The sequence below is a fragment of the Ramlibacter sp. WS9 genome (assembly GCF_003797765.1).
GTDB lineage: Bacteria > Pseudomonadota > Gammaproteobacteria > Burkholderiales > Burkholderiaceae_C > Ramlibacter.
Map to the genome: position 1 here is coordinate 557,313 of NZ_RKMB01000002.1, position 14,293 is coordinate 571,605.

Genomic DNA, 14,293 nt, shown 5'->3' on the forward strand with positions numbered 1-14,293 from the left:
TGTGGAAAACCGCAGAACTCTCTACAGCAGGGCTTTCAGCAGCTTGGCCATTTCGGACGGGTTGCGCGTGACCTTGAAGCCGCACTCTTCCATGACTTCCAGCTTGGCGTCCGCCGTGTCGGCGCCGCCGCTGATCAGCGCGCCGGCGTGGCCCATGCGCTTGCCCGGGGGCGCGGTGACGCCGGCGATGAAACCGACGATCGGCTTCTTCATGTTGTCCTTGCACCAGCGGGCGGCGTCCGCCTCATCGGGGCCGCCGATCTCGCCGATCATGATCACGGCGTCCGTTTCCGGATCGTCGTTGAACGCCTGCATCACGTCGATGTGCTTCAGGCCGTTGATCGGGTCGCCGCCGATGCCCACGGCGCTGGACTGGCCCAGGCCGATTTCGGTCAGCTGAGCCACGGCTTCATACGTCAGCGTGCCGGAGCGCGAGACCACGCCGATGCGGCCCTTGCGGTGAATGTGGCCGGGCATGATGCCGATCTTGATCTCGTCGGGGGTGATGAGGCCCGGGCAGTTGGGGCCCAGCAGCAGCGTCTTCTTGCCGCCCTTGGCCTCTTTTTCCTTCATGCGGTTGCGCACTTCCAGCATGTCCTTGACCGGGATGCCTTCGGTGATGCAGATCGCCAGATCCAGGTCGGCCTCGACGGCTTCCCAGATCGCGGCGGCGGCGCCGGCCGGCGGCACGTAGATCACGGAGACGGTGGCGCCGGTTTCCTTGGCGGCTTCCTTCACCGACGCGTAGATCGGGATGTTGAAGATCGATTCGCCGGCCTTCTTGGGGTTCACGCCCGCGACGAAGCAGTTCTTGCCGTTGGCGTATTCCTGGCACTTCTCGGTGTGGAACTGGCCGGTCTTGCCGGTGATGCCCTGCGTGATGACGCGCGTGTCTTTGTTGATGTAGATCGACATGACTGGTATTCCTTAGGCGGCTGCTTTGACTGCGGCGACAACTTTTTGGGCCGCTTCGGCCATGGTGTCCGCGCTGATGATGGGCAGGCCCGATTCGGCCAGCATCTTCTTGCCCAGCTCTTCGTTGGTGCCCTTCATGCGCACCACCAGCGGCACGGAAAGGTTCACGGCCTTGCAGGCAGTGATGACGCCGGTGGCGATGGTGTCGCACTTCATGATGCCGCCGAAGATGTTGACCAGGATGGCCTTGACCTTCTTGTTCTTCAGCATGATCTTGAAGGCCTCGGTAACCTTCTCCGGGGTGGCGCCGCCGCCGACGTCCAGGAAGTTGGCCGGCTCGGCGCCGAACAGCTTGATGGTGTCCATGGTCGCCATGGCCAGGCCCGCGCCATTCACCAGGCAGCCGATGTTGCCGTCCAGGCTGATGTAGGCCAGGTCGAACTTGCTGGCTTCGATTTCGGCCGGATCTTCTTCGTCGAGGTCGCGCAGCGCGACGATGTCGGGGTGGCGGAACAGCGCGTTCGCGTCGAAGTTGAACTTGGCGTCCAGCGCGGTGATGTTGCCCTTGCCGTCGCGATTGAGCGGGTTGATCTCGACCAGAGACGCGTCGGTGTCCATGTAGCACTTGTAGAGCTTCTGCAGCACGTCGGTGGCCTGTGCCGTCGAGCCGGCCGGGATGCCGATGCCGTCGGAGATTTCCTGGGCCTGCGCGGCGGTGAGGCCGGCCAGCGGATCGACGAACACCTTGATGATCTTCTCGGGGGTGGAATGGGCCACTTCCTCGATGTCCATGCCGCCTTCGCTGGAAGCGATGAACGCGATCTTCTGCGTGGCGCGGTCGGTCACGACCGAGACGTAGTATTCCTTCTGGATGTCGGCGCCGTCCTCGATGTAGAGGCGACGGACCTTCTGGCCTTCGGGGCCGGTCTGGTGGGTCTTGAGCTGCATGCCCAGGATTTCACCGGCCAGGCGCTTGACGTCGTCGATGCTCTTGGCCACCTTCACGCCGCCGCCCTTGCCGCGGCCGCCCGCGTGGATCTGGGCCTTGACGACCCAGACCGGGCCGCCGAGTTTCTGGGCGGCTTCCACCGCTTCCTGTACGGTGAATGCCGGGATGCCGCGGGGCACTGGCACCCCGAAATTGCGCAAGATTTCCTTGCCTTGGTACTCGTGAATCTTCATGAGGTGTCTCTCGAGGAACGGGTGGGGGTGGTGCCCTACGACGGGGCTTTGGTCTTTGGCGGGAGCGGCTGCAAGGAGCAGCCCGCAACTGTATCATGCTGCAACGCACCAAACCCCACGTGTGGCTTACAGTGGGATGAGCAGTTTCCACAGGAAAAACGATGGCCAAAGTCTTTATCGACGGCGAAGCCGGCACCACCGGCTTGCAGATCCGTGAGCGGCTGGAAAGCATGCCGCAGGTTGAACTGGTGAGCATTGCGCCCGAGTTGCGCAAGGACCCAGCCGCCAAGCGCGCGCTGATGGCCGGCGTCGATCTGGTGATCCTGTGCCTGCACGACGACGCGGCGCGCGAATCCGTGGCGGTCATCGACGCCATCGAAAAGGAAACCGGCCGCGGGCCGCGGGTGATCGACGCGTCGACGGCGCATCGCACCGCCGAAGGCTGGGTGTTCGGGTTCCCGGAACTGGCCGCCGGCCAGCGCGAGGCCGTCGCCAAGGCCACGCGCGTGAGCAACCCCGGCTGCTATGCGACCGGTGCGATCGCATTGGTGCGACCGCTGGTGGACGCCGGCATCATCCCGCGCGACTTCCCTCTGGCGCTGCCGGCCGTGAGCGGCTATTCGGGTGGTGGGCGCAGCATGATCGAAGCCTACGAAGCCGGCACGGCGCCGGCGTTCGAGCTCTATGGCCTCGGCCTGAAGCACAAGCACCTGCCCGAGATCGTCAAATACACGGGCCTGACCCGCCGGCCGATCTTCATCCCGGCGGTGGGCAATTTCCGTCAAGGAATGCTGGTGCAAGTACCGCTGCATCTGGACATGCTACCCGGCAAGCCCACCGGCGCCGACCTGGAGGCCGCGCTGAATAGGCATTATTCCGGCAGCGAATGGGTGACGGTGCAACCGGCGACCGAGGGCGGGAAGATCGATCCGCTGGCGCTGAATGACACCAACAAGATGGAACTGCGTGTCTATGCCAACGAGGAATACCGGCAGGCCGTGCTGATCGCCCGGCTGGACAACCTGGGCAAAGGCGCCAGCGGTGCCGCGGTGCAGAACCTGAAGTTGATGCTGGGGCTCTAGCTAGGGCCTGGATTCCCGCCTTCGCGGGAATGACGCGTTAGTCGTTGGTGACGGTGCCGCCGAGAACACGGCGGATCACGTCGCCATCGAACCCTCGCGCCGCCAAAAACCGCGCCTGCTTGCCTCGTTCGGCCGCATCGGCAGGCGGGGCATCGAACTTGCGGCGCCACACTTCAAGCGCGCGCGTCACTTCGGAAGAACGCAGGCCGGCCACGGCCTGGGCCACCAGCTCGGGCTCGAGACCTTTGCCTTGCAGCTCTTGCCGCACCCGCGCGGCGCCCAACTTGCCGGCACGGCGATGGACCACGGAGTCGGCCACCCGCTGATGGTCGATGAAGCCCCGGGCCTGGAGTTCATCAAGCACCCGGCGCAGCTGGCCGGGCTCTTCTTCGTGACCCGCCAGCTTGCGTTCCAGCTCGCTTCGGGAGTGTTCCCGGCCCGAGAGCAGGCGCAGGGCCCGGCCCTTCAGTGACAGCTGCGGCCGCTGCACGAGTGAGTCACTCCGCGGCTTCGACGTCCGCCGGCAGCAGCGGGATGCCCAGCGAGTCGCGCACCTTGTTCTCGATCTCGCGGGCCAGTTCGGGGTTCTCGCGCAGGAACTCGCGCGCGTTGTCGCGGCCCTGGCCGATCTTTTCGCCGTTATAGGCGTACCAGGCGCCGGACTTCTCGAGCACATGGGCATTGACGCCCATGTCGATGATCTCACCGTGGCGGCTGATGCCCTCGCCGAACAGGATGTCGAACTCCGCCGTCTTGAACGGGGGGGCGACCTTGTTCTTCACGACCTTGACCTTGGTCTCGTTGCCGATCGCCTCTTCGCCCTTCTTGATGGTGCCGGTACGGCGGATGTCCAGGCGCACCGAGGCGTAGAACTTCAGCGCGTTGCCGCCGGTGGTGGTTTCCGGGCTGCCGAACATCACGCCGATCTTCATGCGGATCTGGTTGATGAAGATGACCATGCAGTTGGTCTTCTTGATGGTGGCGGTGAGCTTGCGCAGCGCCTGGCTCATCAGGCGGGCCTGCAGGCCGGGCAGCGAATCGCCCATTTCGCCTTCGATTTCGGCCTTGGGCGTGAGCGCGGCGACCGAGTCGATCACGATCAGGTCCACCGCGCCGGAACGCACCAGGCTGTCGCAGATCTCCAGGGCTTGCTCACCGGTGTCGGGCTGGCTGATCAGCAGGTCCGACAGGTTGACGCCCAGCTTCTGCGCGTACTGCACGTCCAGCGCGTGCTCGGCGTCGATGAAGGCGCAGGTGCCGGCCTGGCGCTGCATTTCGGCGATGACCTGCAGCGTGAGGGTGGTCTTGCCCGACGATTCCGGACCGTAGATCTCGATGACGCGGCCGCGCGGCAGGCCGCCGACGCCCAGTGCGATGTCCAGGCCCAGCGAGCCGGTGGACACCACCTGGATGTCTTCCAGCTTCTCGCCTTCGCCCAGCCGCATGATCGTGCCCTTGCCGAACTGCTTGTCGATCTGCGCCAGCGCAGCCTGCAAGGCCTTGGACTTTTCGCTGTCGGCGGCGATACGGGTTCCTTTGACTTGAGCGTCCATTTTTGAAAATCTCCTTGTGAATCAACAGGTTGAGGTGTCTCATCCAGTGGTTGAATTCACAGGCTGGATGCTTGACCAGTACTTTAACGCGCCGGGTTGAAAGAAGTAAACGAGTTTTTTTGTCAGTTTGCCTTACGATTCAGACATGCCCGAAATCCCCGCGACCGCTGACGACAGCTGGCGCCTCACGCACCTGGGCCGCCTGCTGGGCCACGCCGCACGCCGCTTCGACGAGCGGGTGCTCGCGCTGATGGCGCACAACATCGACGTGCCCTTGGCGCTGTCGAACCTGGCGGCCCGCTCGCAGGTCAGCGCGGCCCACGTCCACGTCACGCGCCACCTCGCACTGGGAGGCTCGCGCCTCACCGAGCTGGCCCAGCGCGCCGGCATGAGCAAGCAGGCGATGGGCGATCTCGTCGACCAATGCGAAGCCTGGGGCCTCGTCACCCGCGAACCCGACCCGCTCGACGCCAGGGCGCGCCGCGTGCGCTTCACCGCCACCGGCCTGGCCTGGCTGCAGGCCTTCAAGGAAGCGGTGGCGCAAGCCGAAACGGAATTCCGCGCCGAGGTGGGCCATGAGGTTGCGGCGGTGGTCATGATCGGCCTGGAGGCTTATGCTGGCCCATCGGCGTAAGCGGCAGGGTTGACCTTCGTCAGTGCCAAGTAGGATGTCCCAGCCTAAAATTTGACTCAGAGCGCTCACAAGATCGGCGCCGACCAGGAGACAGCCATGCGGATACTGATTGCCGAGGACGACCAGGTGCTGGCCGACGGCCTGCTGCGGACGCTGCGCGCCTCCGGCGCGGCCGTGGACCATGTCGCCAGCGGCACGGAAGCCGACGCGGCACTCATGACCAACAATGAGTTCGACCTGCTGATCCTCGATCTGGGCCTGCCCAAGATGCATGGTCTCGAGGTGCTGCGCAAGTTGCGCGGCCGCGGCTCTTCGCTGCCCGTCCTCATCCTCACCGCCGCCGACGGCGTGGAAGAACGCGTCAAGGGCCTCGACTACGGCGCCGACGATTACATGGCCAAGCCGTTCAGCCTGCAGGAGCTGGAAGCCCGCGTGCGCGCCCTCACGCGCCGCGGCATGGGCGGCACCAGCAGCACCATCAAGCACGGCCCGCTGGTGTACGACCAGGCCGGGCGCGTCGCCACCATCGACGGCAAGATGATCGAGCTGTCCGCGCGGGAGCTGGGCCTGCTCGAAGTGCTGCTGCAGCGCGCGGGCCGCCTGGTGAGCAAGGACCAGCTGGTCGAGCGGCTGTGCGAGTGGGGCGAAGAAGTCAGCAACAACGCGATCGAGGTCTACATCCACCGGCTGCGCAAGAAGATCGAAAAGGGCCCGATCCGCATCGCCACCGTGCGCGGCCTCGGGTACTGCCTCGAGAAGATTCCTTGATGCCTAACGATCCACCCCGGCTCCATTCGGGGGCCACCGCGGAACCGGCTTCGCCGGGCCGCTGGTGGCGCCCCCTTGAGGGGGAGGCGCCGAAGGCGCTTCGGGGGTGGTGAAGTTATTTCAGCGCGAGCAGCGCTCGCTGTTCGGCGAGATTCTCGACTGGATGCTCACGCCGCTTCTGCTGCTGTGGCCGGTGAGCCTGGCGCTAACCTGGCTGGTGGCGCAGAGCATTGCCGGCAAACCCTTCGATCGCGCGCTCGAATTCAACGTGCAAGCGCTGGCGCAGTTGGTGACAGTGCAGAACCAGCGTGTCGTATTCAACCTGCCGCAGCCCGCGCGCGAGATCCTGCGCGCCGACGATTCCGACCAGGTCTACTACCAGGTGCTGGGCCCGCGCAGCGAGTTCCTCTCCGGCGAGCGGGACTTTCCGCACCCACCCGAGGAAGAGACCCCGCTGGTCGGCGAAGTGCGGCTGCGCGACGACGAGATGCGTGGGCTCGACGTGCGCGTGGCGTACACCTGGGTCCGGCTCGACCTGCCCGGTGCCCAGCCGTCGCTAGTGCAGGTGGCGGAAACGCGCGAGAAGCGCTCCGTGCTGGCCACCGAAATCATCAAGGGCGTGATGCTGCCCCAGTTCGTCATCCTGCCGATGGCCGTGCTGCTGGTGTGGCTCGCGCTGGTCCGCGGCATCAAACCGCTGTCGCAGTTGGAAGAACGCATCCGTGCGCGCAAGCCCGACGACTTGAGCCCGCTCGACGACACCACGGTGCCGCTCGAAGTCGCGCCGCTCGTCTCGTCCGTCAACGACCTGCTGACCCGCCTCAAGGATTCGATCGCGACGCAAAAGCGCTTCCTCGCCGATGCGGCGCACCAGCTCAAGACGCCGCTGGCGGGGCTGCGCATGCAGGCCGACCTGGCTCAGCGTGAAGGCTTCAATGCCGAGGAGCTGAAGCAGTCGCTCAAGCAGATCGGCCGCTCCAGCATCCGCGCAACCCACACGGTGAACCAACTGCTCGCGCTGGCCCGCGCGGAAAGCAGCGGCCATGTCCTGGCGCGCCAGCCCTGCGACCTGGCGCAGCTCACCATGGAAGCGGTGCAGGACTCGCTGCCGCGCACGATGGGCAAGCACATTGACCTGGGCTATGACGGCGCGGAGCCGGGCGCCGAGGGCGTCGCGCTGCAGGGCAACCCCACGCTGCTGAAGGAAATGATCCGCAACCTGCTGGACAACGCGATCAGCTACACGCCTTCGAGCGCCGAAACGCCCGGGGTCATCACGGCGCGGGTGCTGGCCGACCCGTTCGGCCATGTGCTGATGCTGCAGGTGGAGGATTCGGGGCCCGGCATTCCCGAAGCCGAACGGGACCTGGTGCTGCAGCCGTTCTACCGCGCGCTCGGCACGAATGTCGATGGATCAGGCCTGGGACTTCCGATCGTGCTGGAGATCGCGCGGCAGCACAACGCCGAGATCCAGCTCGAAGATGCCCGCCCTGGGCATGTGCCGCCGGGCACACGGGTCAACGTGCGATTCGTGTTGCCAGCAAATGGACTCGACGCCCGCGAAGGAGCAGCTCAGGCAGCCTTGTAGACATTCAACTGCAGCCGCTCGCGCTCGATGGCGCGCGCCACAGCGGGCAACGCCGCCACGCGCTGCACGAGTGCCCACAGCGCGGGAAAGCCCTGCGGGTCATGCCCGGCAAAGCCACCCCAGCGCAACAAGGTCAGCGCATAGGCATCGAGCGGGCCGAAGTGCTCGCCGCCCAGGTAGGGGCTGGCCTTCTGCGCCATCGCTTCGATCTCACCGAGCATGCCCCCGTACAGTTTCGCGTTGAACGACTTGATCGCCGCCTGCGCGGACTCGTCGTCGGTGAACTTGTACGGCATGAACACGTGCGTGAACGTGGGGTGCACGGTGTTGTTCATCCACGCCAATGTTTCCAGCACCCGGGTGCGCGCCAGTGGCTCGCGCGGCAGGAAGTTGCACTGCGGAAATCGCTCGTTCAGGTGGCTCACGATGGCGACGATCTGCGTGATCACCTCTCCGCCGTCGACCAGCACCGGCACCTGGCCGCGCGGATTCATGGCCCGGTATTCGGCACCGAGGTTCTCCTGCTTGTGCAGCTTCACCAGCACCGGCTCGAACGGCTCGCCGGCCGTCTCCAGCAGGGCGTGGGGAACGAAAGAGCAGGCACCCGGCCCGAAATACAGCTTCAGTGTCATGAGATAAATTCTTCGGTTTTAGCGGCAGGGCCGCAAGGTGCGCGCGCCCAGGCCGGCCTTGAGCTCGTCCAGGCGCGGGCGCAGGGTGTCGTCGACGGCCGCCAGCTTGAGCAGCTGGCCGCGCACCTCGGCGCGCTCCTGCACCACCTTGGCGGTGCGCACGCCGCGCTGCGCGAGCGATTCGAGTTGCCGGGTCGCTTCGGCTTCCGTGGCGAAACCGCCCAGCGACAGGCCCGGCTCCAGTGTCGCATTGGCCAGGGCCTCGAACGAGATGCCCAGTTGCCGCAGCTCGGCCCGCTTGCGCGCGACGTTCTCCGGCGTCTGGTATTTGCCCATGTAGAGAATCCAGCGGGCCGGTTCGACCGTCGGCTCCAGCGACCATGAACCGGACGGCCAGGACTCCAGCGCCGCCTTCAGGGTTGTGGCTTGGCCGTCGTCCAGCGGCGCGGCCTGCAGGCATTCCTGCGGCCGCAGCGCACCGCTCGATACGTCGATGCGCCGGGATTCGTCGGCACTCAGCACCCGGACGGCTTGGGGCTTGATCTGCTGTTCCACGCGATGCGGCTCCGACTGCTGCGCCGGCGCAAAGCCCCAGGAGGCCAGCAGGTTTTGCGACCACGCGAAATAGCCGGCATTGGCCAGCAGCAGCAAAAGGACGGTGAGGCGCATCATCGGGACGGGTCAGGGCACAGCCGGCCGCACGCTCACCTCGGAGCTGGTGATGGCGCTCATGCCGCGCGCCGTATGCACGAGCAGCGCGCCGGTCTCGCTGGTGCCGTGCGCAGTGCCGGCGGTGCCGTCCGAGAGCACCACAGGCCGGTCGCGCAACGTGTCGCGGGCGTTGAAACGAGCCTGGAACGGCGCGAATCCAAACGTCTCGAAGGCCTGCACGGCCTGCACCAAGGGCGCCGCGATGCGCAGCAGGGCATCACCGGCTGTTGTCGCCTGGGGCAGGATTTCGCGCAGCCAGGCTGGCGGTGTGGACAGGCCCGTGGCGTCGCGTTCGGCGATGTTGATGCCGATGCCGATCACCGCGTAGCGCTGGGCCTCGCGCGGCTCACCGAAGCTGGCGGTTTCGATCAGGATGCCGGCCAGCTTGCGATCGTCCAGCCACAAGTCGTTGGGCCACTTCAGCTGGACGCGCGGGTGCAGGCTCTCCGCGAGGCTCACGCCCACCGCCAGCGAAAGCCCCGACCAGTCGGCCGGCGCCAACGGCAACCCCAGGGAAAACGTCAGCGAGTCCCCCGTTTGGCTGGCCCAGCCCCGGCCCAGCCGGCCGCGGCCGGCGGTTTGCTGCTCGGCGACCAGCAATACGGGCTCCAATCGGCCGGCGCGGGCTCGGCGCATCAGCTCGGTATTGGTGGAATCCACCTGCGGCAGGATCTCGACCGTGAAGCCCGGCAGCCGGGGCGACACGGCCTCCCAGATCGATTCCGCGGGAAAAGTAGATGCCCCCACGCTTGCGGCCGAAGCCGCTGCGCTGCCCCCCGAGGGGGCCTTCGTACCTTGGGGCGGCCCGGCGGTACTCACACATCAATCCTTCCGCTTCTTGCGCTTCTTCTTCGGCTTTTCCTTGGGCGCCAGCAGGGTGCCGCGGCAGCTCTTGGCGCCGCACCAGCAAGGGTATTCGGCCTTGATCTTCTTGGTGTAGGGCTCGTCCAGGATCAGGCCGTAGTCGTAATTCAGCTCTTCGCCGGACTTGATGTTGCGCAGGGCCTTGATGAAGACCCGGCCCTCGTCCTCGTCCGCCTCGCAGTTCGGGTCGCAGGAGTGGTTGATCCAGCGCGAGGAGTTGCCGCCCACCTTGGCGTCGATGACACGGTCTTCATCGACGTGGAAGTAGAAGGTGTGATTGGGATCATTGGGGTCGTGGGGGTGGCGCTTCTGCGCCAGCTTCCAGGTGATGATTTCACCCACGTACTCGATGATGGTTTCGCCCTCGGGAATGTCCTGCACCGCGAAGACCCCCTTGCCGTGCACGCCCGACTTGCGGGTCTGGATTTTCTTGCCGGAAACTTCTGCCTTGCCTGCCATTGCCCAAACTCTGTTAATTTAAATATGCACACGTGCGCGCGTGCGCGTATGCGCGCGGGAAGCGCCGATTGTAAGGACGCCGGAGGTCGCCGTGACCGAAGGGCAGGGAAACTACAGGATTGATGAGCCAGATGACTAAGACTTTGGTGATTGCCGAGAAGCCGTCGGTGGCGCAGGACATCGTGCGGGCGCTCACGCCCGTCGCGGGCAAGTTCGACAAGCACGACGAGTATTTCGAGAGCGAGAAATACGTCGTGACCAGCGCGGTGGGCCACCTGGTCGAGATCCAGGCGCCGGAAGAGTTCGACGTGAAACGCGGCAAGTGGAGCTTTGCCCACCTGCCGGTGATCCCGCCGTACTTCGACCTGAAGCCGGTGGACAAGACCAAGACGCGCCTGAACGCCGTGGTGAAGCTGGCCAAGCGCAAGGATGTGAGCGACCTGGTGAACGCCTGCGACGCGGGCCGCGAGGGCGAGCTGATCTTCCGGCTGATCGAGCAATACGCCGGTGGCGCCAAGCCGCTCGCCAAGCCGGTCAAGCGCCTGTGGCTGCAATCCATGACGCCGCAAGCCATCCGCGACGGCTTCGACAGCCTGCGCAGCGACAAGCAGATGGCGGGCCTGGCCGACGCGGCGCGCTCGCGCTCCGAGGCGGACTGGCTGGTCGGCATCAACGGAACGCGGGCAATGACCGCCTTCAACTCGCGCGACGGCGGCTTCTTCCTCACCACCGTCGGCCGGGTGCAGACGCCGACGCTGGCCGTGGTGGTGGAGCGCGAAGAGCAGATCCGCAAATTCATCAGCCGCGACTACTGGGAAATCCACGCCACCTTCCTGGCTGAAGCCGGCGAGTACCAGGCGAAGTGGATCGACCCGAAGTGGAAGAAGAACCCCGACGACGCCGAAATCAAGGCCGACCGGGTCTGGTCGCAAAAGGAAGCGCAGGCCATCGCCGACGCGGTGCGCGGCAAGGCCGCCACGGTCACCGAGGAATCGACGCCGACCACCCAGGCTTCTCCGGCCCTGTTCGACCTCACGTCCTTGCAGCGGGAAGCCAACGGCCGCTTCGGCTTCTCGGCCAAGACCACGCTGGCGCTGGCGCAGAGCCTGTACGAGCGGCACAAGGCTTTGACCTACCCGCGAACCGATTCGCGGCACCTGCCCGAGGACTACCTGGCGGTGGTCAAGGACACCATGGGCATGCTCAAGGACAGCGGCATGAAGCACCTGGCCCCGTTCGCCAAGCAGGCCATCGAGGGCAGCTACGTCAAGCCGATCAAGCGGATCTTCGACAACGCCAAGGTCAGCGACCACTTTGCCATCATCCCGACGCTGCAGGCGCCTAGCGGCCTGTCCGATGCCGAGCAGAGGCTTTACGACCTCGTGGTCAAGCGTTTCCTGTCGGTGTTCTTCCCGAGCGCCGAGTTCATGGTGACCACGCGCATCTCGCAGGCCGTGGGCCACAGCTTCCGCACCGTCGGGAAGGTGCTGGTGAAGCCGGGCTGGCTGGCCATCTGGGGCAAGGAAGTCGCCGAGGAAGGCGATGAGAACGACAAGACGCTGGTCGCGGTGAAGCCCGGCGAGATGGTGCGCGCCGAAGTGGTCGAGCCCAAGGGCCTCAAGACGCGACCGCCCGCGCGCTATTCGGAAGCGACGCTGCTCGGCGCGATGGAAGGCGCGGGCAAGCTGGTGGATGACGACGAATTGCGCGAGGCCATGCAGGAGAAGGGTTTGGGGACGCCGGCAACGCGCGCCGCGACCATCGAAGGCCTGATCAACGAGAAGTACATGTTCCGCGAAGGGCGCGAGCTCATTCCCACGGCCAAGGCGTTCCAGCTGATGACGCTGTTGCGCGGCCTGGGCGTGGAAGAACTCTCCAAGCCCGAGCTCACCGGCGAGTGGGAATACAAGCTCGCGCAGATGGAGCACGGCAAGCTCTCGCGCGAAGCCTTCATGCGCGAAATCGGCGAGATGACGAAGCACATCGTCAAGAAGGCCAAGGAGTACGACCGCGACACGGTGCCCGGTGACTACACGACGCTGACCACGCCCTGCCCCAACTGCGGCGGCATCGTCCGCGAAAACTATCGCCGTTTCACCTGCACCGGCAAGTCGGGCGCCGGTACGGATGCTTGTGGATTCTCGTTCGGCAAGACGCCGGCCGGCCGCACCTTCGAGATCGAGGAAGTGGAAACGCTGCTGCGCGACAAGAAGGTGGGCCCGCTCGAAGGCTTCCGCTCCAAGGCCGGCTGGCCCTTCACCTCGGAGATCATCCTCAAGTACAACGAGGAAGAGAAGAACTGGAAGCTGGAGTTCGACTTCGGCAACGAGCAGGACCCGGCCGAGACCGGCGAGATCATCGACTTCAGCAGCCAGCAGTCGCTGGGCCCCTGCCCGAAATGCGGCGCACGGGTGTTCGAATTCGGCAAGAACTACGTCTGCGAGAAGTCGGTGCCCACCGCCGCGCAGGCCACGCCGAGCTGCGACTTCAAGACCGGCCAGGTCATCCTGCAGCAGCCGGTGGAGCGCGAGCAGATGCAAAAGCTGCTCGCCACCGGCAAGACCGATTTGCTCGACAAGTTCGTCTCGATGCGCACGCGCCGCGCGTTCAAGGCCTTCCTGGCGTGGAACAAGGACGAGGGCAAGGTGACCTTCGAGTTCGAACCGCGCGCGAGCAAATTCCCGCCGCGCAAGACGGCCGCGGGCAAGGCGCCCACCGCGAAGGAGCCGGCAGCGAAGTACGGCGCGCCCGCAAAGGCCGCCGCCAAGAAAGCGCCGGCCAAGAAGGCCGCGCCCGCGAAAAAGGCGGCCGCACCCAGGGCACCGAAGACCGGCACCTTGGCCCCTAGCGCTGCGCTCGCTGCCGTCATCGGCGGCGGGCCCTTCGCGCGCACCGAGGTGATCAAGAAGCTGTGGGACTACATCAAGGCCAACGGCCTGCAGGACGCCAAGGACAAGCGCTCGATCAATGCCGACGCCAAGCTGCTGCCGGTTTTCGGCAAGCCGCAGGTGACGATGTTCGAGCTCGCTAAGGTCGTGGGACCTCACTTGAGCAACGGTTGAGTTGGGTGGTTGTCGCTTGCTGTTTGGCACGTGATACGTCAGCATCACGGCATGCGGACCACATTGGACATCGAGCATGACGTGCTTCTTGCCGTGGCGGAAGTCGCCCGGCTGGAAGGGAAGTCTCTCGGCAGCGTCATCAGCGCTTTGGCGCGCCGGACGCTGGCACAAGAAGCAAGAGAGCCGGCCCCCACACAGCCTCCGCCCGTTCCGGGACCGCTTGCGGCGTATGGCATTCATCCGCTGCCCGCGCGCGGCGCCCTGGTCACCAATGAGCTGATTGATCGCCTGCGGGAACGGCAAGGCGTTTAATGATTACTCGGCGCGACGCAGGCCCACCTCGTCACGTTGGACCGACCGAGCAAGCGGACGGCATTCGCGGCATCATGGCGTCCTCAGCAGCATCTATCCACTAGCCCATGCCTTCTCCCGACACCCTCGAACATTTCATCGCCCGCGTGGAAAGCAATGCCCATGTCGAGGCCATCCAGGAGTTCTACGCCGAGCACGCCTCGATGCAGGAAAACATGGGGGCGCCGCGCGTTGGCCGCGACACTCTCGTCGCGCATGAAGCGGCGGCCCTCGCGCGCGCGGCGTCGGTGCACTCGACCTGTGTGCGTCCGGTGTTCGTGAACGGCGACCATGTCGTCATCCGCTGGATCTTCGTCTTCACCTGGAAAGACGGCACGACGGGCCGCATCGAGGAGCTGGCCTACCAGCGCTGGGAAGGCCAGAAGATCGCGCAGGAGCAGTTCTTCTACGACCCGAAGCAGTTCGTGCGCGCGCCGGCCTGAGGGGCGCTTTCGCGATATAGCAGCAGCAAGAGCTGGCACGCATCGCGGC

Annotated in this window: 14 protein-coding genes and 1 pseudogene; 7 read left to right on the forward strand and 8 right to left on the reverse strand. The window is 65.6% G+C overall.

Annotation, left to right across the window (positions count from 1 at the left end):
• Positions 1-21 precede the first annotated feature (21 nt).
• Together sucD and sucC are read right to left on the reverse strand one after the other, a co-directional pair.
• A complete protein-coding gene (sucD, locus tag EEB15_RS05615; protein WP_141508526.1) occupies positions 22-915 on the reverse strand; it encodes a succinate--CoA ligase subunit alpha in 894 nt (297 codons plus the stop codon).
• A gap of 12 nt (positions 916-927) precedes the next feature.
• Positions 928-2,097: an ADP-forming succinate--CoA ligase subunit beta gene (gene sucC / locus EEB15_RS05620; protein ID WP_141508527.1), complete on the reverse strand. Its 1,170-nt coding sequence runs from the start codon at positions 2,095-2,097 to the stop codon at positions 928-930.
• A 161-nt stretch (positions 2,098-2,258) separates the two neighbouring features.
• On the opposite strand from sucC, the gene argC reads away from it, so the two are divergent.
• Entirely contained in the window at positions 2,259-3,179 is a 921-nt protein-coding gene (gene argC, locus EEB15_RS05625) for an N-acetyl-gamma-glutamyl-phosphate reductase (protein WP_141508528.1), read from the forward strand.
• A gap of 37 nt (positions 3,180-3,216) precedes the next feature.
• Here the strand turns inward: argC and recX are convergent, their stop codons facing one another.
• The gene (gene recX, locus EEB15_RS05630) at positions 3,217-3,669 is read right to left on the reverse strand and encodes a recombination regulator RecX (RefSeq protein WP_141508529.1); all 453 of its coding nucleotides are present in this window, start codon (positions 3,667-3,669) and stop codon (positions 3,217-3,219) included.
• Positions 3,670-3,676: 7 nt separating this feature from the next.
• Positions 3,677-4,732, reverse strand: coding sequence for a recombinase RecA (gene recA, locus EEB15_RS05635; protein ID WP_141508530.1), 1,056 nt, complete (start codon positions 4,730-4,732; stop codon positions 3,677-3,679).
• Between the two features lie 145 nt (positions 4,733-4,877).
• Between recA and EEB15_RS05640 the strand changes: the two genes are divergently transcribed.
• The 3 genes from EEB15_RS05640 to EEB15_RS05650 all read left to right on the forward strand — a co-directional run bounded on the left by EEB15_RS05640 (position 4,878) and on the right by EEB15_RS05650 (position 7,722).
• On the forward strand, positions 4,878-5,366 hold the full coding sequence (locus EEB15_RS05640; protein WP_141508531.1) for a MarR family winged helix-turn-helix transcriptional regulator: 489 nt from the start codon (positions 4,878-4,880) through the stop codon (positions 5,364-5,366).
• Positions 5,367-5,462: 96 nt separating this feature from the next.
• Positions 5,463-6,134, forward strand: a complete 672-nt coding sequence (locus tag EEB15_RS05645) for a response regulator transcription factor (RefSeq protein WP_141508532.1) — start codon at positions 5,463-5,465, stop codon at positions 6,132-6,134.
• A 109-nt stretch (positions 6,135-6,243) separates the two neighbouring features.
• Complete coding sequence (locus tag EEB15_RS05650; RefSeq protein WP_141508533.1) at positions 6,244-7,722, forward strand: sensor histidine kinase; 1,479 nt, start codon at positions 6,244-6,246, stop codon at positions 7,720-7,722.
• On the opposite strand, the gene EEB15_RS05655 is transcribed toward EEB15_RS05650, so the two are convergent.
• The 4 genes and pseudogenes from EEB15_RS05655 to EEB15_RS05670 form a co-directional block, all read right to left on the reverse strand.
• Positions 7,707-8,354 (reverse strand): glutathione S-transferase family protein, encoded by a 648-nt coding sequence (locus EEB15_RS05655; RefSeq protein ID WP_141508534.1) that lies wholly within the window; start codon positions 8,352-8,354, stop codon positions 7,707-7,709. The two genes, EEB15_RS05650 and EEB15_RS05655, sit on opposite strands and share 16 nt — an antisense overlap.
• 18 nt (positions 8,355-8,372) lie before the next feature.
• Positions 8,373-9,026, reverse strand: a complete 654-nt coding sequence (locus EEB15_RS05660) for an SPOR domain-containing protein (RefSeq protein ID WP_141508535.1) — start codon at positions 9,024-9,026, stop codon at positions 8,373-8,375.
• A 9-nt stretch (positions 9,027-9,035) separates the two neighbouring features.
• Positions 9,036-9,812: a biotin--[acetyl-CoA-carboxylase] ligase gene (locus EEB15_RS05665; protein WP_141508536.1), complete on the reverse strand. Its 777-nt coding sequence runs from the start codon at positions 9,810-9,812 to the stop codon at positions 9,036-9,038.
• An 81-nt stretch (positions 9,813-9,893) separates the two neighbouring features.
• Positions 9,894-10,388: pseudogene (locus EEB15_RS05670) on the reverse strand (SET domain-containing protein); the annotation flags it as partial.
• Positions 10,389-10,519: 131 nt separating this feature from the next.
• Here EEB15_RS05670 and EEB15_RS05675 point away from each other — a divergent pair.
• The 3 genes from EEB15_RS05675 (at position 10,520) to EEB15_RS05685 (ending at position 14,244) form a co-directional block, all read left to right on the forward strand.
• A complete protein-coding gene (locus EEB15_RS05675; protein WP_141508538.1) occupies positions 10,520-13,450 on the forward strand; it encodes a DNA topoisomerase III in 2,931 nt (976 codons plus the stop codon).
• A 51-nt stretch (positions 13,451-13,501) separates the two neighbouring features.
• Positions 13,502-13,762, forward strand: a complete 261-nt coding sequence (locus EEB15_RS05680; RefSeq protein ID WP_141508539.1) for a hypothetical protein — start codon at positions 13,502-13,504, stop codon at positions 13,760-13,762.
• A 107-nt stretch (positions 13,763-13,869) separates the two neighbouring features.
• Positions 13,870-14,244 carry a nuclear transport factor 2 family protein gene (locus tag EEB15_RS05685; RefSeq protein ID WP_141508540.1) on the forward strand — a complete coding sequence of 125 codons (375 nt, stop codon included), beginning with the start codon at positions 13,870-13,872 and terminating at the stop codon, positions 14,242-14,244.
• Positions 14,245-14,293: the final 49 nt, after the last annotated feature.